Annotated in this window: 3 protein-coding genes; 2 read left to right on the forward strand and 1 reads right to left on the reverse strand. The window is 65.1% G+C overall.

The features are described 5' to 3' along the window. Window positions 1–3: 3 nt before the first annotated feature. Complete coding sequence (locus ADBZ9O_RS14425; RefSeq protein WP_526532321.1) at window positions 4–4578, forward strand: amino acid adenylation domain-containing protein; 4575 nt, start codon at window positions 4–6, stop codon at window positions 4576–4578. Further along, a complete protein-coding gene (locus ADBZ9O_RS14430) occupies window positions 4565–23323 on the forward strand; it encodes an amino acid adenylation domain-containing protein (RefSeq protein WP_526532323.1) in 18759 nt (6252 codons plus the stop codon). Before ADBZ9O_RS14425 ends, ADBZ9O_RS14430 begins: the two co-directional genes overlap by 14 nt. Here ADBZ9O_RS14430 and ADBZ9O_RS14435 read toward each other — a convergent pair. Then, window positions 23320–24270 (reverse strand): metal-dependent hydrolase, encoded by a 951-nt coding sequence (locus ADBZ9O_RS14435; protein WP_526532325.1) that lies wholly within the window; start codon window positions 24268–24270, stop codon window positions 23320–23322. The two genes, ADBZ9O_RS14430 and ADBZ9O_RS14435, sit on opposite strands and share 4 nt — an antisense overlap. Between the last annotated feature and the right edge of the window lie 50 nt (window positions 24271–24320).

Raw genomic sequence — 24320 nt, forward strand, 5'->3', positions numbered from 1 at the left:
TCAATGGAGTTCAACCAGGGCGCGTTTCCTCTGACGCGCGCACAGCTGGACATTTGGCTGGCTCAGGAGACGGGTCACGCCAGTACCGACTGGCAGCTCGGCATGCTGCTGAAAGTGGAGGGCGCGCTGGAACGTGACGCGTTCGAGTGGGCACTGCACCGTGCGACGCGAGAAGCCGAACCGGTCCGGGCGGCGTTCTTCGAGGAGGATGGCCAAGTCGTCCAGCGGGTGATCGATTACCCCGAGATCGACCTGGGTTTCTATGACTTCACCGACTCGAGCGATCCGGCGCGCGACGTGCAGGAGACTGCGCTGTCGATCCAGCGCACGCCAATGCCGTTCACCGGCCCGCTGTTCAAATACGCATTGTTCGAGACCGGTCCGGCGGAGTTTTACGTATTCGGGTGTTTCCATCACATCGTGATAGACGGTGCTGGAATTTGGCTGCTGGTCAACCGCGTCGCATCGATTTACTCGGCCACCATTTCTGGAGACCTCATTCCGCCCGCGTTCTTTGGTTCATTGCGGGACTTGCTCGAATGCGAATCGGAATACGAACAGTCCAGCGATTATCGCGAAGACCAGGCCTACTGGACCGCGAACCTTCCTGCCGAAAGTGGACCGGACAGCCGGGCGACACAAGCCGCCGAGGAACCCGATCCGGGTTGGCGTTCGGTGCCGGTTCCGCTGGACCCGGCAGTCCTGCGGCGAGTCGACGAGCTGGCCCACGAATGGGATATCCCCCGCACGTCGGTGATCGCTGCGGCGAGTGCACTCTTGGTGCGCGGGCGCTGCGCCGAGGGCTCCGACGTGGTGTTCGACTTCCCCGTTAGCAGGCGAATCCGTCCGGAGCTGAAAACCCTGCCAGGGATGGCTGCCGGTTTGGTGCCGCTGGTCGTGCGCACCCCGGCGGAGTCGTCGGTGCGCGACTTCTGCAGGCAGGTCGACACGCAAATCTCTGATGCCGTACAACATCAGCGGTTTCCGGTGCACGCGCTCGAGCGCGGCGCGCACACCGCCAACCGGATCGTCATCAACTTCTTCCCGGCCGCGTTCACGTTAGATTTCGGTGGCGCGCCGGCATCGGCAAATATGACCAACTCCGGTCTTGCCGGAAGCACCGGGTTTACCTTCTCCGGGCTTGGCGACGAGCTCTATCTGAGCACGCTGGGGACAGGTCACCTGTTCGCGGATTGGGACGCCGACGAGGTGACCAGGCGTCTGCTGGAGGTCTTGGTGGCGATGACTGCTGATCCTGCGCGGCGGTTGTCGTCGATTGATGTTCTCGATGCTGCGGAGCGGGATTGCCTTGGGGTGTGGGGTAATCGGGCGGTGCTCGGGGAGCCGATGGGCGCGCCGGTGTCGATTCCTGCTCTGTTTGCCGAGCAGGTGGCTCGTGTTCCGGAAGCTGTGGCGCTGTGCTGTGGTGAGCAGTCGTGGACGTACCGGCGGTTGGACGAGGCGGCGAATCGGTTGGCGCATCTGCTGGCGGGTCGTGGTGCGGGACCGGGGCAGCGGGTGGCGTTGTTGTTGCCGCGGTCGGCTGAAGCGATTGTGGCGATCCTGGCGGTGTTGAAAACCGGGGCGACGTATGTCGCGGTGGATCCGGCGGTGCCGGAGTCGCGGATGCGGTTCGTGCTCGATGATGCGGCACCGGTTGTCGCGATCACGACGACTGAGCTGCGCTCGCGTCTGGACGGACGGGACCTGCTGGTCGTCGACTTCGGTGATCCGGCAGTCGACGATCAGCCCAGTACCACATTGCCGGGGCCTGGTCCAGACGATATCGCTTACATCATCTACACCTCGGGCACCACGGGAACGCCTAAGGGTGTGGCGATACCGCACCATAACGTGACCCGTCTGCTTGAGGCGTTGGCTACCGAGATGGACCTGGCGGAGCAGGTGTGGACGCAGTGTCATTCGTTGGCTTTTGATTTCTCGGTGTGGGAAATTTGGGGCGCCCTGCTTTACGGCGGGCGGGTGGTGGTGGTTCCCGACGCGGTGGTTCGGTCGCCGGAAGATTTGTACGCCTTGTTGGTATCTGAGCGGGTCAGTGTGCTGAGTCAGACCCCGACGGCGTTCTATGCGCTGCAAAGCGTCGATGTGCCCACCGCCGACCCGACCCAGCAGCTCGCGCTCAAGGCTGTGGTATTCGGAGGCGAAGCCCTTGAGCCGCAGCGTATTCGGGCGTGGTTGCACAGCCATCCGGGGTCGCCGCGGATGATCAATATGTATGGCATTACCGAGACGACCGTGCATGCGTCGTTCCGCGAGATCGTCGAGGCTGACACCGAGAACGCGGTCAGCCCGATCGGGCGTCCGTTGGCCAATCTGGGTTTTTTTGTGCTCGACGGTTGGTTGCAGCCGGTTCCCGCGGGCGTGGTCGGTGAACTGTATGTGGCTGGATCCGGGTTGGCCTACGGCTACGTGGGCCGGGCGGGGTTGTCTGGAACACGGTTCGTGGCATGCCCGTTCGGGGTCGAAGGGGGCGCCGCGGGACAACGGATGTATCGCACCGGTGACTTGGTGCGCTGGAGTGTCGACGGGCAGCTGGAGTACGTGGGGCGTGCTGATGAGCAAGTCAAGATCCGCGGTTACCGCATCGAGTTAGGTGAGATCCAGGCTGCGTTGAGCGATTTGGGCGGTGTGGAGCAGGCGGTGGTGATCGCCCGTGAGGACCGTGCCGGTGACAAGCGGCTGGTGGCTTACATCACCGGTTCCGCCGATCCTGCGGCGGCGCGTGCTGCCGTGGCCGAGCGGCTCCCGGCTTATATGGTGCCGTCGGCGGTGGTGGCGATCGGCGTGTTACCGCTGACGGTCAACGGCAAACTCGACACCAAGGCCCTGCCGGCGCCGGAGTATCAGGATGCCGATTCCTATCGCGCTCCGGGTGACGCGGTCGAGGAGATCCTGGCCGGGATCTATGCCCAAGTCCTCGGGCTGGAACGCGTCGGCATCGACGAGTCGTTCTTCGAGCTAGGCGGCGACAGCATCCTGTCGATGCAGGTCGTGGCTCGGGCGCGGGCCGCGGGCGTGTTGTGTCGTCCCCGCGATGTTTTCGTCGAGCAGACCGTCGCCCGGCTGGCCCAGGTCGCCACGGTGATCGACACCGACAGCGACCTGGCGGCCGACGGAGTGGGCCCGGTGATCGCGACCCCGATCATCCGTTGGCTCGAGAGTCTAGAAGCCGCGGGCAGCCCGGTTGCCCACTTCAATCAGACCGTGGTGGTACAGGCACCCGTCGGAACCACCGAAGCCGATGTGCTGGTGATGCTGCAGCTCTTGCTGGATCAGCACGCCATGCTGCGGCTGCGGGTCGACCGCGACGATGCCGGCTGTTGGTCGCTGGAGGTACCCGAGGCCGGCTCAGTGGATGCCCGTTCGCGCTTGCACACCGTCGATGTGCTCACCGACGACGCCGTGTTGCACGCCGGAACGCAGTTGAACCCGGCCGCCGGCGTGATGCTGAGCGCTGTGTGGGTGACCTCGACGAGTCGCTTGGTGGCGATCATCCACCACTTGGCCGTCGATGGGGTGTCATGGCGAATCCTCTTGGAGGACCTCAATTTTGCCTGGGCGCAGCACCGTGCCGGCCAACAGGCTGTGCTGCCAGAGCCGGGGACGTCATTCGCCCGCTGGGCGTCCCTACTCGCAGAGCACGCACACCGAGCCGATGTCGTCGGCGAGGCTGACACATGGCGGCAGATCGCAGCGACACCTGCCGCATTGCCCGCGGTAAACCCCGAGACGGACACGTTACGCACCGCCGGGAACCTGCCGGTGTACCTGGACACCGAAACCACCCAGATGCTGCTCGGTGAGGTACCGGCGGCGTTTCACGCTGGAGTGCAAGACATCTTGCTGATCGCATTCGCCCTCGCGGCAACGGAGTTCCTGGGTACAGGTGGGTCGCCGATCTCCATCGATGTCGAGGGCCACGGACGGGACGAGGAGCTGGCAGCGTCCCCGGGCGAGCCCGTCGACCTGTCGCGCACCGTGGGATGGTTCACTGCGAAGTACCCCGTATCGCTGGACGTAGGCGGACTCAGCTGGGCACAAGTCGTGGCCGGTGATGCGAGGCTGGGCGCGGTGATCAAGGCCGCAAAGGAACAACTGCGCGCGATCCCGGAGGGCCTGAACTACGGTGTCCTTCGCTACCTGCACGGCGACGTCGACTTGGAAGGATCCGATCCGGTGATCGGGTTCAACTACCTGGGACGCCAGGGTGCGACGTCGGCCGAAACATCCGGTGACGCATGGCAGATCGCCTGGGACGGGTTGGCGAATATCAGCCCTAGCGTGAAGCCGGCCATACCGCTGATGCATACCTTGGAACTCAATGCCGGCACCATCGATACCGACGCTGGTCCGTGCCTAGGCGGAGCGTGGATGTGGGCACCCTCGGCGCTGAATCAAGCGCAGGTTAGCCGCCTGAGCCAGTTGTGGTTTGACGCACTGACCGGCATCTGCGCGCACGTGCAAAGTGGCGGGGGCGGGTTGACGCCGTCGGATATCGCGGCCTGTCTGACTCAGGAGCAGATCGACGAGCTTCAGCGGCAGTATGCGGATAGCTGATGTTCTGCCGTTGACTCCGCTGCAGCAGGGGCTGTTGTTTCATGCCAGCGCGGCGTTGGGTGGCGATGACGTCTATGCGGTGCAGCTGTATGTGAGTTTGAGTGGTCCGCTGGATCAGGATCGACTGCACGGCGCGGTGCAGGCGGTGGTGGCCCGGCATCCGAACCTGGCGGCCCGGTTCTCCCAGCAGTATGCCGAGCCGGTGCAGATCATCCTCGCCGAGCCCGAAGTGCCCTGGCATTACGTTGAACTGGATGTCGAAGACCAGATCGCGCAGGTGTGCGCGGCTGAACGTGTTGCGGTGTGCGCGTTGGGCAATGGGCCGGTGTTTCGGGCGGCGTTGATTCGCACGGGGCCCGATCAGTACCGGTTTGTGTTGACCAACCATCACATTGTGCTCGACGGGTGGTCGCTTCCGATTCTGCTGGGTGAGGTGTTTGCGAGCTATTCCGGGCAGCGGTTGCCGCCGGCGGCACCCTATCGGAGGTTCGTCACGTGGTTGGCCGGTCGTGATCTCGATGCCGCCCGTGCGGCGTGGGGTCGGGTGCTGGCCGGTTTCGATACCCCGACGCTGTTGGGTGCCGCAGGCCGTGCGAGTCTGGGACAGCGCAACGTTGTCTCATCGGCGATGTCTGAAGAGATGACCCGAGCGCTGGGCGCATTGGCGCGGTCGTGTCACACCACGGTCAGCACGGTGTTGCAGGGTGCGTATGCGCGGGTGTTGATGTCGCTGACCGGGCAGGGTGATGTCGCGTTCGGCACCACGGTCTCGGGGCGGTCCGATGAGGTGTTGGGTGCGGACTCGATGGTGGGCCTGCTGATCAACACGGTGCCGGTCCGGGCCAGGATTTCCCCGGCGACCACGACCGCCGAGTTGCTCGATCAGCTGCAGAACGATCATGCCCAGACGCTGGATCATCAGCATCTGGCGCTCAACGAGATTCATCGGGTGACCGGTCAGGATCACCTGTTCGACACGTTCTTCGTCTACGAGAACTATCCCATCGACGCCGCCACGTTGTCGGGAACCGACGGGCTGTCCGTCACCAACTTCTCACACCACGAATACAACCACTATCCCATCGCAATCCAAGCCGTGCCGGGCGTCGAACTGACCCTGCGCGTTGAGTACGACACCGATGTGTTCGACGCGGCCGGCATCGAAGCACTGATCGGGCAACTCAAACGCGTCTTGGTGGCGATGACTGCTGATCCTGCGCGGCGGTTGTCGTCGATTGATGTTCTCGATGCTGCGGAGCGGGATTGCCTTGGGGTGTGGGGTAATCGGGCGGTGCTCGGGGAGCCGATGGGCGCGCCGGTGTCGATTCCTGCTCTGTTTGCCGAGCAGGTGGCTCGTGTCCCCGAAGCGGTGGCGCTGCGCTGCGGTGAGCAGTCGTGGACGTACCGCCGGCTGGACGAGGCGGCGAATCGGTTGGCGCATCTGCTGGCGGGTCGTGGTGCGGGACCGGGGCAGCGGGTGGCGTTGTTGTTGCCGCGGTCGGCTGAAGCGATTGTGGCGATCCTGGCGGTGTTGAAAACCGGGGCGACGTATGTCGCGGTGGATCCGGCGGTGCCGGAGTCGCGGATGCGGTTCGTGCTCGATGATGCGGCACCGGTTGTCGCGATCACGACGACTGAGCTGCGCTCGCGTCTGGACGGACGGGACCTGCTGGTCGTCGACTTCGGTGATCCGGCAGTCGACGATCAGCCCAGTACCACATTGCCGGGGCCTGGTCCAGACGATATCGCTTACATCATCTACACCTCGGGCACCACGGGAACGCCTAAGGGTGTGGCGATACCGCACCATAACGTGACCCGTCTGCTTGAGGCGTTGGCTACCGAGATGGACCTGGCGGAGCAGGTGTGGACGCAGTGTCATTCGTTGGCTTTTGATTTCTCGGTGTGGGAAATTTGGGGCGCCCTGCTTTACGGCGGGCGGGTGGTGGTGGTTCCCGACGCGGTGGTTCGGTCGCCGGAAGATTTGTACGCCTTGTTGGTATCTGAGCGGGTCAGTGTGCTGAGTCAGACCCCGACGGCGTTCTATGCGCTGCAAAGCGTCGATGTGCCCACCGCCGACCCGACCCAGCAGCTCGCGCTCAAGGCTGTGGTATTCGGAGGCGAAGCCCTTGAGCCGCAGCGTATTCGGGCGTGGTTGCACAGCCATCCGGGGTCGCCGCGGATGATCAATATGTATGGCATTACCGAGACGACCGTGCATGCGTCGTTCCGCGAGATCGTCGAGGCTGACACCGAGAACGCGGTCAGCCCGATCGGGCGTCCGTTGGCCAATCTGGGTTTTTTTGTGCTCGACGGTTGGTTGCAGCCGGTTCCCGCGGGCGTGGTCGGTGAACTGTATGTGGCTGGATCCGGGTTGGCCTACGGCTACGTGGGCCGGGCGGGGTTGTCTGGAACACGGTTCGTGGCATGCCCGTTCGGGGTCGAAGGGGGCGCCGCGGGACAACGGATGTATCGCACCGGTGACTTGGTGCGCTGGAGTGTCGACGGGCAGCTGGAGTACGTGGGGCGTGCTGATGAGCAAGTCAAGATCCGCGGTTACCGCATCGAGTTAGGTGAGATCCAGGCTGCGTTGAGCGATTTGGGCGGTGTGGAGCAGGCGGTGGTGATCGCCCGTGAGGACCGTGCCGGTGACAAGCGGCTGGTGGCTTACATCACCGGTTCCGCCGATCCTGCGGCGGCGCGTGCTGCCGTGGCCGAGCGGCTCCCGGCTTATATGGTGCCGTCGGCGGTGGTGGCGATCGGCGTGTTACCGCTGACGGTCAACGGCAAACTCGACACCAAGGCCCTGCCGGCGCCGGAGTATCAGGATGCCGATTCCTATCGCGCTCCGGGTGACGCGGTCGAGGAGATCCTGGCCGGGATCTATGCCCAAGTCCTCGGGCTGGAACGCGTCGGCATCGACGAGTCGTTCTTCGAGCTAGGCGGCAATTCGCTGTCGGCGATGCGCCTTATCTCGACGGTCAATACCGCTCTCGATACGCGGCTTTCGGTGCGGGCGCTGTTCGACGCGCCCACGGTCGCCAGACTCGGCGCGCTGATCGGCGGTGGGGAAGCCAGGCCGGAGGTCGTGGCGGCCCAGCCGTCTGCACCGCAGCGTGTTGTCGCCAAGGTCAGCTCGACGGGCTCAAGCGGGCCGATGCGGATTGCTGATGTTCTGCCGTTGACTCCGCTGCAGCAGGGGTTGTTGTTTCATGCCAGCGCGGCGTTGGGTGGCGATGACGTCTATGCGGTGCAGCTGTATGTGAGTTTGAGTGGTCCGCTGGATCAGGACAGGTTGCACGGCGCGGTGCAGGCGGTGGTGGCCCGGCATCCGAACCTGGCGGCCCGGTTTTCCCAAAGGTTCGACGAGCCCGTGCAGGTGATCCCGGCTGATCCGGTGTTGCCGTGGCAGTATTTCGAACTCGACGGTGGCGATGTCGAAGACCAGATCGCGCAGGTGTGCGCCGCTGAACGTATCGCGGTGTGCGCGTTGGGCAATGAGCCGGCAATTCGGGCGGCGTTGATTCGCACGGCACCCGATCAGTACCGGTTTGTGTTGACCAACCATCACATTGTGCTCGACGGGTGGTCACTGCCCATTCTGCTGGGTGAGGTGTTCGCGAGTTATTACGGGCAGCGGCTACGTCCGGTCGCGCCGTACCGGCGGTTCGTCACGTGGTTGAACGGTCGTGATCTCGATGCCGCCCGTGCGGCGTGGGGCGACGTGCTGGCCGGTTTCGACACCCCGACGTTGGTTGGCCCGGCGGGCCGGGTGCCGGCCGGGCGGGACGTTGCTTCGTTTGCGCTGCCCGAGGACACCACGCGGGCGCTGGGTGAGCTGGCACGGTCGTGTCACACCACGGTCAGCACCCTGTTGCAGGGTGCGTATGCGCGGGTGTTGATGTCGCTGACCGGTCAGCGTGACGTCGCGTTCGGCACCACGGTCTCGGGGCGGTCCGACGAGGTGTTGGGTGCGGACTCGATGGTGGGCCTGCTGATCAACACGGTGCCGGTCCGGGCGAGCATCGCGGCTACGACGACCACCGCCGATCTGCTCGATCAGTTGCAGAACGATCATGCCCAGACGTTCGATCATCAGCATCTGGCGCTCAACGAGATTCATCGGGTGACCGGTCAGGATCACCTGTTCGACACGTTCTTCGTCTACGAGAACTATCCCATCGATGCCGCCACATTATCCGGCACCGATGGATTGACCGTCACCAACTTCTCACACCACGAGACCAACCACTATCCGCTTTCGTTGCAGGCGATTCCGGGCGATGAGCTGACGATGCGCGTCGAGTACGGCACCGATGTGTTCGACGGGGCCGGCATCGAAGCGCTGATCGGGCGACTCAAGCGCGTCCTGGCGGCCATGATCGCCGACCCCACATCGCCGTTGGCCTCGATCGACATGCTGGATGTCGACGAGCACGCCCGGCTGGATCGGTGGACTAACAAGGCGGTGCTGGAACAGCCAGCGCCAGTGTCGTCCTCGATTCCCACATTGTTCGCCGCCCAGGTCGCGCGTGCCCCGGAAGCGGCGGCGCTGAGTTTCGAGGGCCGTTCGCTGACGTATCGCGAGCTGGACGAAGCTTCCAACCGGTTCGCGCATATGTTGGCGGCCAAGGGGATTGGCCCGGGCCAGCGGGTGGCGTTGCTGTTGCCGCGGTCGGCGGAGGCGATCGTGTCGATTCTGGCGGTGCTCAAGGCCGGCGCGGCGTATGTGCCGATCGATCCGACCGCGCCGTCGGCGCGGATGCAGTTGGTGCTCGACGATGCCGCGCCGGTGGCCGCGATCACCAACGCCGATCTGGCCGGACGGCTTTCGGGGCAGAGCCTACGCATTATCGATGCGACCGACCCCGCCCTCGCCAGCCAACCCAGCACCGCGCTGGCCGGTCCGGCTCCCGATGACATCGCGTATCTGATCTACACCTCGGGCACCACTGGTATCCCCAAGGGTGTTGCCATCACGCATCGCAACGTTGCCCAGCTGATGAACTCCCTGAATGCGGCACCCCTTCCGCCGGAACAGGTTTGGTCGCAGTGTCGGTCCTACGGCTTCGACGTCTCGGTTCAAGAGATCTTCGGCGCGCTGTTGGGTGGCGGGCGATTGGTGGTGGTGCCCGAATCGGTGGCCCGCGCCCCGGAAGATCTCCAGGCCGTACTGGTCGCTGAAGGCGTCAACGTATTCAGCACCACCCCATCCGAAGTCGGAATGCTGTCGCCTGCGGTTCTCGAATCGGTGGCGCTGATCATCGGCGCCGAGCCCTGCCCGACCGAGCTGATGGACCAGTGGGCGCCGGGGCGCGTCATGATCAACGCCTACGGTCCCACCGAGACGACCGTCGATGTGGCCCTGAGTGCGCCGCTGGCAGCGGGATCTGGGTCGGTGCCGATCGGGCCGCCGATATCGGGGGCGGCCCTGTTTGTGCTCGACAGTTGGTTGCGGCCGGTTCCGCCCGGGGTGGTCGGCGAGTTGTATGTCGCCGGCCACGGCGTGGGCGTCGGTTACCTGGATCGCGCCGGTCTGACCGGATCACGTTTTGTGGCATGCCCGTTCGCGGGGGCGGGAGCGCCCGGAACAAGGATGTATCGCACCGGAGACCTGGCATGGTGGGGTGCTGACGGCCAGCTGCGTTATTCGGGGCGCGCCGACGAGCAGGTCAAGATCCGCGGCTACCGTATCGAACTCGGCGAAGTTCGCGCGGTACTGGCCGGGGTGGTCGGCGTCGAACAGGCGGTCGTGATCGCCAGGGAGGACCGCCCCGGCGAGAAGCGACTCGTCGGTTACGTCACCGGAGCTTCGGCTGAGCTCGACCCCGCCGCGTTGCGCGCCGCCGTGGCGGAACGACTCCCGGAGTACATGGTTCCGGCCGCGGTCGTGGTGATCGATGCCGTGCCGTTGACGGTCAACGGAAAACTCGACCGGCGCGCGCTTCCCGCACCGGAGTTCTCTGACACTAACTACCGCGCCCCGACCACCGTCGTGGAAGAAGTGCTGGCCGACATCTTCGTCAAGGTGCTCGGTGTGAAGCGCGTCGGCGTGGACGAGTCGTTCTTCAATCTTGGCGGCGACTCGCTGTCGGCGATGCGGCTGATCGCTGCGGTCAATACCGCTCTCGATACTCGGCTTTCGGTGCGGGCGCTGTTCGAGGCGCCCACGGTCGCTCGGCTCGCGGCGCTGATCGGCGGTGAGGAGGCCACGCCGGAGGTCGTGGCGGCCCATCCGTCTGCACCGCAGCCTGTTGTCGCCAAGATCAGCTCAAGCGGGCCGATGCGGATTGCTGATGTTCTGCCGTTGACTCCGCTGCAGCAGGGGTTGTTGTTTCATGCCAGCGCGGCGTTGGGTGGCGATGACGTCTATGCGGTGCAGCTGTATGTGAGTTTGAGTGGTCCGCTGGATCAGGACAGGTTGCACGGCGCGGTGCAGGCGGTGGTGGCCCGGCATCCGAACCTGGCGGCCCGGTTCTCCCAAAGGTTCGACGAGCCCGTGCAGGTGATCCCGGCTGATCCGGTGTTGCCGTGGCAGTATTTCGAACTCGACGGTGGCGATGTCGAAGACCAGATCGCGCAGGTGTGCGCCGCTGAACGTGTTGCGGTGTGCGCGTTGGGCAATGAGCCGGCGATTCGGGCGGCGTTGATTCGCACGGGGCCCGATCAGTACCGGTTTGTGTTGACCAACCATCACATTGTGCTCGACGGGTGGTCGCTTCCGATTCTGCTGGGTGAGGTGTTTGCGAGCTATTCCGGGCAGCGGTTGCCGCCGGCGGCACCCTATCGGAGGTTCGTCACGTGGTTGGCCGGTCGTGATCTCGATGCCGCCCGTGCGGCGTGGGGTCGGGTGCTGGCCGGTTTCGATACCCCGACGCTGTTGGGTGCCGCAGGCCGTGCGAGTCTGGGACAGCGCAACGTTGTCTCATCGGCGATGTCTGAAGAGATGACCCGAGCGCTGGGCGCATTGGCGCGGTCGTGTCACACCACGGTCAGCACGGTGTTGCAGGGTGCGTATGCGCGGGTGTTGATGTCGCTGACCGGGCAGGGTGATGTCGCGTTCGGCACCACGGTCTCGGGGCGGTCCGATGAGGTGTTGGGTGCGGACTCGATGGTGGGCCTGCTGATCAACACGGTGCCGGTCCGGGCCAGGATTTCCCCGGCGACCACGACCGCCGAGTTGCTCGATCAGCTGCAGAACGATCATGCCCAGACGCTGGATCATCAGCATCTGGCGCTCAACGAGATTCATCGGGTGACCGGTCAGGATCACCTCTTTGACACGTTCTTCGTCTACGAGAACTATCCCATCGACGCCGCCACATTATCCGGCACCGATGGATTGACCGTCACCAACTTCGCACACCGCGAATACAACCACTACCCCATCGCGGTGCAAGCCCTGCCGGGTGAGGAACTGACCCTGCGCGTTGAGTACGACACCGACGTGTTCGACGCGGCCGACATCGAAGCACTGATCGAGCGACTCAGACACGTCCTGGCGGCCATGGTCGCCGAGCCCTCCCGCCCGCTGTCCTCGATCGACATGCTTGACGACGCCGAACTCACGCATCTGTTTGAGTGGGGCAACCGAGCCGCGTTGACCGGACCCGGGACGGCATCGTCCTCGATTCCCACGTTGTTCGCCGCCCAGGTCGCGCGTGCCCCGGAAGCGACGGCGCTGAGTTTCGAGGGCCGTTCGCTGACGTATCGCGAGCTGGACGAAGCTTCCAACCGGTTCGCGCATATGTTGGCGGCCAAGGGGATTGGTCCGGGTCAGCGAGTGGTGTTGCTGTTGCCGCGGTCGGTGGAGGCGATCGTGTCGATTCTGGCGGTGCTCAAGGCCGGCGCGGCGTATGTGCCGATCGATCCGACCGCGCCCTCGGCACGGATGCAGTTGGTGCTCGACGATGCCGCGCCGGTGGCCGCGATCACCAACCCGGAGTTCGCTGCGCGGCTTACAGGTGCGAACCTGCGCATTATCGACGCGACCGACCCCGCTCTGGCCAGCCAACCCAGTAGCGCGCTGGCCGGTCCAGCTCCCGATGACATCGCCTACCTGATCTACACCTCGGGTACCACCGGTATCCCCAAAGGCGTTGCCATCACCCATCGGAACGTGACCGAGCTGCTGGGCGCCATGGACGCCACTATCGATATGGCGAAACAGGTGTGGTCGCTGTGGCATTCGTTGGCCTTCGACGTCTCGGTCTGTGAGATATGGGGCGCGCTGCTGTACGGCGGCCGACTGGTCGTGGTGCCCGAATCCGTTGCCCGCGCGCCGGAGGAATTCCACGCCCTGATCGCCGCCGAACAGGTCACCGTCCTGTCCCAGACGCCCTCGGCGTTCTACGCGCTGCAAACCGCGGACGCACTGCAGCCCGACGTCAGCCGTCAGCTGAAGTTGAACGCGGTGATATTCGCCGGTGAAGCGCTTGAGCCACAACGTCTTCGGACCTGGTTCGATAGCCACTCAGATTCACCCCGTGTGTTCAACCTGTTCGGCACCACCGAGACCACGGTGCACGCGTCGTTCCGGGAGATCGTCAAAGGCGACGCTGGCGCCGATGTCAGCCCGGTCGGTGGGCCGCTCGCGGACCTGGCGTTCTTCGTGCTGGACCAGTGGTTGCGCCCCGTGCCCGCTGGAGTTGTCGGTGACTTGTATGTCGCTGGGCCGCAGACTGGTTTGGGGTATTGGCGCCGTCCGGGGTTGTCGTCGTCGCGCTTCGTCGCCTGCCCCTTCGGCGCGCCGGGGATGCGCATGTATCGCACCGGGGATCTGGTGTGGTGGGGCGCCGATGGCGAGCTGCGGTATGTGGGGCGCGCGGACGAGCAGGTCAAGATCCGTGGGTACCGGATCGAACTCGGCGAAGTGCGCGCCGTACTCGCGGAGGTGGACGGAGTGGCGCAGGCGGTTGTGATCGCCCGCGAAGACCGGCCCGGTGAGAAGCGCCTTGTTGGTTACGTCACCAGCGCTTCGGCTGCCCTCGACCCCGCCGCCCTGCGCGCGGCAGTGGCCGAACGCCTGCCGGAGTACATGATTCCCGCCGCCATCATGGTCATCGATGCCCTGCCGTTGACCGTCAACGGCAAACTCGACCGGCGGGCGTTGCCTGCACCGGAATTTGCGGGCACCGACTCCTACCGCGCCCCAACCACTGCAGTCGAGGACATCCTGGTTGGCATCTACACCAGGATCCTCGGTCTGAGTCGTGTCGGCGTGGATGACTCGTTCTTTGATCTCGGTGGGGATTCGCTGTCGGCGATGCGTCTGATCACTGCGGTCAATACCGTTCTCAACACGCGCTTTTCGGTTAGGGCGCTGTTCGAGTCGCCCACGATCGCGAAGCTCGCGGCGCTGATCGGTGGGGAAGAGGCTCGGCTGAAACCGCTGGTGCCGATGGAGCGGCCGTCGGTGATCCCGTTATCGTTCTCGCAGAACCGGTTGTGGTTCCTCGACCAGTTGCAAGGGCCGTCACCGACCTACAACATGGCAGTGGGTCTGCGATTGAACGGCCCGCTCAATGCCGGGGCGCTCGGCGCTGCACTGGCCGACGTGGTCGGTCGGCACGAGAGCCTGCGCACGAAGTTCGCCGCGCCCGAGGGGACACCGCGTCAACTGGTGGTGCCCGCGGAGCAGGCTGACTTCGGCTGGGACGTCATCGATGCGGGTGGGTGGTCACAAGAACAGTTGGATGAGGCTGTCGGCGCGGTTGCGCTGCACTCGTTCGACCTGGCCGCCGAGATTCCCATGCAGGCAAGGCTGTTCCGCGTCACCGACGACGACCACGTCGTGGTGGCCGTGGCACACCACATCGCTGCCGACGGTTTGTCCATGGGCCCGATGGTCAACGACCTGGGGGTGGCGTATGTGTGCCGAAGCGCGGGGATGGACCCTGTTTGGACCGAATTGCCAGTCCAATACGTCGATTACACGTTGTGGCAGCGTGCGCAATTCGGTGACCTGAACGACGGCAACAGCCTGATTGCCGCACAGCTTGCGTACTGGCAAGACGCGTTGGCTGGCATGCCCGAGCGGACGCAGTTGCCGACCGACCGGCCGTATCCACCAGTGGCAGACCAGTGCGGCGCAACCATCGGCTGGCAATGGTCCATCGAGTTGCAGCAGCGGATCGCTGCGGTGGCCCGGGAGCACAATGCGACCAGCTTCATGGTGGTTCAGGCTGCGCTCTCCCTGCTTCTGGGCAAGATGAGCGCGAGTTCCGATGTGGCGGTCGGATTCCCGATCGGTGGGCGCAATGACCCCGCGCTTGACGCTCTGGTGGGATTCTTCGTCAACACCTTGGTGTTGCGGGTCGATATCGGCGGTGACCCCACTGTCGCCGATCTCCTGGCTCAGGTGCGCACGCGAAGTCTGGCCGCCTACGAGCACCAAGACGTACCGTTCGAAGTGGTCGTCGAACGGATCAACCCCACTCGATCGCTCAACCACCATCCGCTGGTCCAGGTGATGCTGGCCTGGCAGAGCTTGCCGGGGGAGACCAGCGACGATATTGCGCTGGCGTTGGGGGACCTGAAGGTCACCCAGCTGCCCCTGGACACCCACACCGCCCGGGTCGATCTCGCATTTTCGTTGACCGAACGCTTGACCCACGCGGGCGAGCCGACCGGGGTCTTTGGCATGGCCGAATTCCGTACGGACGTCTTCGATGCCGCGAGCATCGAGACATTGGTCCAGCGGCTAGAACGGGTGTTGGTGGCGATGACCGCTGACCCAGCCCAGCAGGTGTCGTCGATCGATATTCTCGACTCCGCCGAGCATGCGCGTCTCGACACGGTGGGCAACCGGGCGGTCTTGACAGAGCCTGTGCCAGCGGCCTTCTCCGTGCCGGAGTTGTTCGCCGCGCAGGTGATTCGTGCCCCGCAAGCCGTCGCGCTGACCTCCGGTGAGAAGTCGATGACCTACCAGGAGCTCGAGGACTCGGCAAACCGGTACGCGCACCTGCTGTCCAGCCACGGTCTTGGTGCCGGTGATTGTGTCGCGCTGCTGGTGGACCGCTCGGCCGACGCCGTCGTCGTCATGCTGGCCGCACTGAAAGTTGGGGCGGCGTATCTCGCGATCGACCCCGCGCTGCCGGAGGCCCGCATCGAGTTCATGCTCGCCGATGCCGCGCCGGTCGTCGCCGTCACCACCGACGCCCTGCGGTCGCGGCTGCACGGCCACGATGTCGCGGTCATCGACATCGACGACGAGGGTGTGGATCGCCAACCCAGCACCGCGCTGCCTGCGCCGTCCGCGGACAACATCGCGTACCTGATTTACACGTCAGGCACCACCGGCACCCCCAAAGGTGTTGCGCTGTCACACCGTAACCTGGCGCACCTGGCGGCCTCGGCGCATCCGGCCCTGCCGGCCGACCAGGTATGGACGCAATGCCACTCGTATGCGTTCGATTTCTCGGTGTGGGAGATCTGGGCTGCGCTGCTAGGCGGTGGGCGACTGCTGGTGGTGCCCGACGCGGTAGTCCGCTCACCGGAGGACTTTCACGCCCTGCTGGTCGCTGAACATGTCAACGTGCTCACCCAAACACCGTCGGCGGTGGCAGCCCTGCGCCCGCAGGGGCTGGAGTCGGTGGCGCTGCTACTTGGCGGCGAGGCCTGCCCGCCCGAGGTCGTGGAGCAGTGGGCGCCCGGTCGGGTGGTCGTCAACGCCTACGGCCCCACCGAGGTGACGGTATATGCGTCGATGAGCGCGCCGCTGGTGGTGGGTGCTGAGGTGCCGATTGGCGCGCCGCCACCGACGGTCGCGTTGTTCGTCCTCGATGAACGGTTACACCCCGTGCCGGAGGGGGTGGTCGGCGAGCTGTATGTGGCCGGTCGCGGCGTGGGCGTCGGGTACATCGGCAGGACCGGTTTGACAGCTTCCCGGTTCGTGCCCTGCCCATTCGGCGAGCCCGGCACACGCATGTATCGCACCGGAGACCTGGTGCGGTGGCGAGCTGATGGGCAGCTGCAGTATCTCGGGCGCGCTGACGAGCAGGTCAAGATCCGCGGGTACCGCATCGAGCCCGGTGAGATTCAGGCCGTGCTCGCCGGTCTCGACGGGGTCGAGCAGGCAGTGGTGATCGCCCGCGAGGATCGCGCCGGTGACCCGCGCCTGGTTGGTTATTTCACCGGCACAGCGGATCCGGTGAAGATCAGGGTCGCGCTGGCCGAGCGGCTACCGGCCTACATGGTTCCCGCCGCGGTCGTGGAGTTGTCAGTGCTTCCGCTGACGGTCAGCGGCAAATTGGACCGGCGGGCGCTACCGGCGCCGGACTACCAGGACGCGGAAAACTACCGTGCCCCAAGCACTCCCACCGAGGAGATCCTGGCCGGAATCTTCGCCGAGGTGCTGGGCACCGACCGGGTTGGGCTGGATGACTCGTTCTTCGATCTGGGCGGGGATTCACTGTCGGCGATGCGTCTGGTCGCGGCGATCAACACCAGCCTTGGCTCCGCTCTTGCGGTGCGCGCGCTGTTCGAGACACCCACCGTTGCGCAGCTGGCGCCCCGTGTCACCGGGGACGAGACCCGGTCCGAGCCATTGGTGGCCGGCCCGCGGCCTGAGGTGGTGCCGCTGTCGTTCGCCCAGAACCGGTTGTGGATCGTCGACCAGCTGCAAGGGCCATCCCCGATTTACAACCTGCCGGTCGCGCTGCGGCTGCACGGGCAGCTGGACGCCGATGCGTTGGGGGCTGCCCTTTTCGACGTGCTGGACCACCAGCAGAGCCTGCGCACGCGGTTCCCAGCGGTGGACGGCGTACCTGCACAGCTCGTCGTTGCCACCGATGTTGCCGACTTCGGCTGGGCCGTGATCGATGCCACCAGCTGGTCGGACGCCGAATTGATGGATGGCATCGAAACGGCGACGCGCTACACCTTTGACCTGGCGGCTGAAATCCCGATGCAGGCAAAGCTTTTCCGTATCGCCGACGATGAACACGTACTCGTGGCCGTGGTGCACCACATCGCTGCCGACGGCTGGTCCATCGCCCCGCTGGTGCGCGATCTTGGCGTCGCCTATGCCAGCCGGTCAGCCGGCGAGGCGCCCGGGTGGGCCGATCTGGCGGTGCAATACGTTGACTACACGTTGTGGCAGCGTTCGCGACTGGGTGAGCTGTCTGACGCCGACAGCCGCATTTCTGCGGAACTGGCCTACTGGGAAGACGCTCTGGCCGGGATGCCCGAGCAGTTGGCGCTGCCCACCGACCGGCCGTACCCCTTGGTCGCCGACTACCGCGGCGCTCGGCTGGATGTGGAGTGGCCGGCCGAGTTGCAGCAGCAGGTTGCCCGGGTGGCCCGCGAGCACAACGCGACCAACTTCATGGTGATTCAGACCGCCCTCGCGGTGCTGCTGTCCAACCTGAGCGCCAACAACGATGTGGCGGTGGGCTTCCCGATCGCAGGCCGCGGTGACACCGCGCTCGACGAGCTCGTCGGTTTCTTCGTCAACACCCTGGTGTTGCGTGTCGACCTGACCGGTAATCCCACCTTCGCCGATCTGCTGGCCCAGGTGCGCCGGCGGAGCCTGTCCGCCTACGAGCATCAGGACGTGCCGTTCGAGGTGCTGGTGGAGCGGCTCAAGCCGACCCGCAGCATGGCGCATCATCCGCTGGTGCAGGTGGTGTTGGCGTGGCAGAACTTCGGCTGGCAGGCCGGCGACGCCGCCGGGTTGTCCCTGGGCGACCTGCGGGTCGAGCCGATGGCGGTGGACACCGAGACCGCTCGCATGGACCTCACGTTCAACCTGGCTGAACGCTGGAACGATGCAGGCGACCCGGCCGGGATCGGTGGCGGCGTCGAATTCCGCACCGACGTATTCGATGCCGCCAGCATCCAGAATCTGGTGGACCGGCTGCAACGGGTGCTGACGGCGATGACCGCCGACCCGGCTCAGCCGATGTCTGCGCTGGATATCCTCGATGCCGCCGAGCATGCCCGTCTCGACCAGGTCGGCAACCGCGCGGTACTGACCCGGTCGGTGAGTACCCAGGACACGATCGCGTCGATGTTCGCCGCGTCGGCGGCCCGCACCCCCGACGCGTCGGCGGTCACGTTCGATGGCCTGTCGATGACGTACCGCGAACTCGACGAGGCGGCAAATCGCGCGGCGCACGTATTGGCCAGTCGCGGAGCAGGACCCGGACAACGGGTCGCGCTGTTGTTGCCACGCTCGGCCGAGGCGATCGTGGCAATGGTGGCGGTGGTCAAGACCGGGGCCACTTATGTGCCGATCGATCCCTCGGTGCCCGAGGCGCGGCGCCAGTTCGTACTCGGCGACGCCAAGCCGGTCGCTGCTGTGACCACCGCTGAACTTGCCGAACTGCTTGACGGACACAGTCTCTCCGTCATCGATGCGGGCGACCTGATTGACCCCGCGGTCGATACCGGGGCCGCGCTGCCGGTGCCGTGCGCGGATGATATCGCGTACATCATCTACACCTCCGGAACCACGGGAACGCCCAAGGGCGTGGCGATTCCGCATCGCAATGTGATTCGTCTGCTGCAGACGTTGGACGCCGACATGGACATGGCGGGGCTGGCTTGGTCGCAATGCCATTCGCTGGCCTTCGACTTCTCGGTGTGGGAGATCTGGGGGGCGCTGCTCTATGGCGGCCGGGTGGTCGTGGTACCCGATGCGGTGGTGCGCTCGCCCGAGGATCTGCACGCCTTACTGGTTTCCGAGCAGGTCGGTGTGCTGAGCCAAACCCCTTCGGCGTTCTACGCGCTGCAGACCGCCGTCGCCGCGCATCCCGAGCTCGGCGCCCAGCTGAAGCTCGAGGCCGTGGTGTTCGGTGGGGAAGCGCTTGAACCACAACGGATGCGGTCGTGGCTGGAGAATCATCCTCCGGGCACGCCGCGGTTGCTCAACATGTACGGCATCACGGAAACGACGGTGCACGCCTCGTTCCGGGAGATCGTCGCAGCAGATGTGGCCGGCTACGGCGGCAGCACAGCGAGTCCGATCGGCGTGCCGCTCGGTCATCTCGGCTTCTTCGTCCTCGACACCTTGCTGCGGCCGGTGCCGGCGGGCGTCGTCGGTGAGTTGTACGTGGCCGGCGCCGGGGTCGCCGACGGATACATCGGCCGGGCTGGGCTGTCGTCGACCCGGTTTGTGGCGTGTCCGTTCGGGGAGCCGGGGGCGCGGATGTACCGCACCGGTGACTTGATGGCGTGGGGCGCCGACGGCGAGCTGCGCTACATGGGGCGCTCCGACGAGCAGGTCAAGATTCGCGGCTACCGGATCGAACTCGGCGAAATCCAGTCGGCGCTCAGCGAATTGGATGGTGTCGAGCAGGCGGTGGTGATCGCGCGCGAAGACCGTCCGGGCGACAAGCGTCTGGTTGGGTATGTGACCGGCGATGTGGACCCGGCCGCCGCGCGTGCCGCACTCGGTGATCGGCTGCCGTCGTACATGGTGCCATCCGCTGTGGTGGCCATCGACGCGCTGCCGCTCACGGTCAACGGCAAACTGGACACCAAGGCGCTGCCTGCACCGGACTACCAGGACGTCGACTCCTACCGTGCGCCCTCGGATGCGGTGGAGGAGATCCTGGCCGGCATCTACGCGCAGGTCCTCGGGCTGGAGCGGGTCGGCGTCGACGAATCGTTCTTCGAACTCGGCGGCGACAGCATCCTGTCGATGCAGGTGGTCGCACGAGCACGGGCCGCCGGGGTGCTGTGCCGCCCGCGTGACATCTTCGTCGAACAGACCGTGGCCGGACTTACCAGGGTCGCAACGCTTTCCGACGGCGACAACGACGTCATCGACGAGGGCGTCGGCCCACTGCTGGCCACCCCGATCATCCGGTGGCTGAACGATGTCCAGGGCCCGGTCGATCAGTTCAACCAGACCGTCTTGATCCAGGCGCCGGTCGGTGTGACCGAGGACGACGTGCTGGTGGTGCTGCAAGCGATTCTGGACCGGCATGCCATGTTGCGGATGCGCGTCTCGGCCCAAGAAGGGGAAGACGGTGCCGGGGGCTGGACGCTGACCGTGCCCGAGCCCGGATCGGTGGACGCCCGCGCGTGCCTACACACGGTCGACGTGTTGTCGGACGAGACGGTCGCCAAGGCTCGATTCAGGCTGAACCCGGCGGCGGGTGCGATGGTGAGCGCGCTGTGGGCAGCGCCCACTGGCCAACTGCTGATGATCGCGCACCATCTTGCGGTCGACGGTGTCTCGTGGCGAATCTTGCTGGAGGACTTCAACCTCGCATGGGCGCAGCTGCATGGCGGGCAGCAGGTTGAACTGCCACCGCCGCGGACATCCTTCGCCCGGTGGGCATCGGTGTTGGCCGAGCATGCCTACCATCCGGAGGTCGTTGAGCAGGCAGCGCATTGGCGGCAGATCACGGCGGTTCCCGCACCACTGCCCGCGGTCCAGCCGGCGATCGATACCTACGCCAACGCCGGCAGTCTGTCGGTTGAGCTTGACCCCGAGACCACCAGGATGCTCCTCGGTGAAGTGCCAGCAGCCTTCCATGCCGGTATCAACGACATTCTGCTGATCGCGTTCGGGTTGGCGCTGACCGAATTCTTGGGCACGGCAGGCTCACCGGTCGTTATCGACGCAGAGGGACATGGGCGCCAAGAAGAGGTCGCTGATGCCGACCTGTCGCGCACGGTCGGTTGGTTCACCACCAAGTACCCGGTATCGCTCGCGGTGGGTGGGCTGGACTGGGATCAGGTGCTCGTCGGCGACGCGGACCTGGGGCCAATGATCAAGGATGCCAAGGAGCAACTTCGCGCGGTGCCGGATGGTCTGACCTACGGCTTGCTGCGTTACCTGAACAACGATGTCGATCTGGCCGGCGCCGACCCGACGATCGGCTTCAACTATCTGGGCCGCATGAGTGGCGGTGGCGGCCAGATGTCCGGTGACTACTGGGAGATCCGTGAGGACGGCTGGAAGGTCACCGGCGCCGCCGCAGCGGTCCCGATGCCGCTGATGCACACTGTCGAACTCAACGCAGGCACCGTGGAAACCGCTGACGGCCCACGCCTTCGTGCCGGCTGGACCTGGGCGCTGTCGGCGCTTGACCACACACAGGTCACCCGCCTATCGGGGCTGTGGTTCGATGCTTTGGCCGGCATCTGCGCCCACGTCCATGGCGGCGGTGGGGGATTGACGCCGTCGGATATCGGGCCCGCCCGGTTGTCTCAGCAACAGATCGACGAACTGTGCCAGGCACATGACGTCGTTGATATCCTGCCGTTGACTCCCTTGCAGCAGGGATTGCTGTTCCACGCCAACGTGGCTCACGCTTCCGGCGATGATGTGTACGCGGTGCAGATGGGTGTCACGCTGAGCGGGCGGCTCGATCGGTACCGGCTGCAGGAAGCCGTGCAGGCGGCAGTCCAGCGGCATCCGAATCTGTTGGCGCGGTTCTGCAGTGCGTTCGACGAGCCCGTCCAGGTCATCCCGGCTGATCCCATGGTGCCGTGGCAGTATGTCGACCTCAGCCGAGTGTCCGACCGCGATGAGCAGATCGCGCAGCTGTGCCTCAACGAGCGCGTTGCGGTCTGTGATCTCGCCGCGCGGGCTGCTTTCCGCGCCACGTTGATCCGTATCTCACCGGATCAGCACCGTCTGGTGCTGACCAATCATCACATTCTGCTCGATGGCTGGTCGCTGACCGTGCTGTTGCAGGAAGTGTTCGCAGGCTACTACGGGCAGCGGCTGCCCGCGGCGGTGCCCTACCGCAGGTTCATCACCTGGTTGGCCGATCGCGACGTCCCCGCGGCTCAGTCGGCTTGGCGCGAGGCCCTGGCCGGCTTCGACACCCCGACCTTGGTGGGCCCAACGGATTTGGGAGTGGGGCCGCGAAACGTTATCTCGCTTCGGGTTTCGGCGGAGACCACGCAGGCGCTGAACGAGCTGGCGCGCACGCACCACACCACCGTCAGTACCGTCCTGCAGGCTGCCTGGACGCAGCTCCTGATGGCGATGACCGGTCAGCGTGATATCGCCTTCGGTGTGGTGGTGGCAGGGCGGCCAGCCGAGGTGGCCGGTGCGGATTCGATGGTGGGCCTGCTGATCAACACGGTGCCGATGCGAGTGCGTACCTCGGCTGACACAGGCGTCGCCGGCCTGCTCGATCAGCTGAAGGACAGCAGAAGCCGCACATTTGAATATGAGTACCTGGGGCTCAATGAGATTCACCGAGTCGCCGGTCAGGCAAAGCTGTTCGACACCGTGTTCGTCTACGAGAACTATCCGACCGACACGTCATTGTTGTCGGGTGCGGATGGGTTGACGGTCGCCGATGTCGCCAGTCGCGACTACTACCACTACCCGCTCACGGTCCAGGCGGTCCCGGGCGATGAACTGGACCTTCGTATTCAGTATCGAACGGATGTGTTCGACGACAACAGCATTCACCAGCTGATCGGGCAACTCGATCGATTCCTGGAGACGATGGCCGCCGATCCTGACCAGCCGTTGCCTGCTGTTGACGCGTGGAGCATCGAGCCGCAACCGTCAGCGCCATTACCGGACCGCCGCGCCTACACTGCGCCGGCCACCGACGTCCAACACATCCTCTGCGGCATCTATGCCCAAGTGCTGGGCGTAGAGCATGTGGGACTGGATGATTCGTTCTTTGATCTCGGTGGGGATTCGCTCTCGGCGATGCGGACAGTCGTAACAATCACAGCCGCACTCGGCGTTCAGGTGACGCTGTCCGAGTTGTTCGCGACGCCGGCGGTGCGCGAGTTGAGTCAGCGGGTGGCGGGTTAGCCCTGCGATGCGTGGTTCTCCGCGGTGTACCACCGGGTGACGTCGTAGCCAGCGTCGTAGCGGGCAAGCCACTCAATGGCGAAGCGGGGGATCTTCTGTTTCGCGGGATTGTGGCCGGGCAGCTGGCTGCAAATCACCCCGTATGCAGCGGCCGCCTGCTCTCGGAGCGGAATGTGCGAATAGAGTCGTTGGAGCGGCCCGTCGCTGGGCAGGGCGAACCGCCGGTACTTCCGCAAGGAGGGAAACCTCTTTGTGAGTACGACTTTCCACAACTCACTGCCGAATATCGATGTGGCGTCGACTCTCCGCTCCTCGAGCGGGATGCGTTTGTTGAAGCTGCTGGCGGTCTTCACCATCAGCGCCTCGCCGTGTCGGAAGACTGTCGGCGCTATCCGCATGCGGTACCACGGGTCGGCGACGACGGCGTCGTAGATGATCAATGCCGAACTGCGGTGCTCGATCTCTTCGACGAAGTGCCACAGGAACAATGAGGCCACTCGATCGTCGCCGGGTGCGAACAAGGTGTCGGCGTTGTTGAGCATCATGCTGAACGTCGGTGTGAAGGTTGCCTCGAGATCGGCGATGTACGCCAACCGATACTTCACCGGCGTGGTGGCGGTCAGCTCGTCGTAGACCGCCATCACTTCATCGAGGGTTTCCTGCAGCGCGGGATAGGCCTTGATCAGACCCTTCGCATGCTGACGGTGCGCCATGCTGTGCTGGCCCTCTTGGCGGACAAATGCCAGGGCCTCCTCAGCGACCTCCGGATCGGTGATCGTGGGCAGCACCTCCTGGACCGTCGCGCTGATCATCTTCTCGATGGCGAGAAACAGGAAGGACAGCATGTTGGTCGCGCAGGAGAACGCTGGATCGGCTGGATTCCAGTTGAACGGAACGGGATAGTCGGCGAAGCCGAAGCGCATCTTTCGCACTTGCAGATCAGTCACCGCAATTGCACCTCACCTTCTCGAGTCTGCCGACAACAGGAGTGGGTCAT

This window comes from Mycobacterium sp. (assembly GCF_965229105.1).
Classification (GTDB): Bacteria; Actinomycetota; Actinomycetes; order Mycobacteriales; family Mycobacteriaceae; genus Mycobacterium.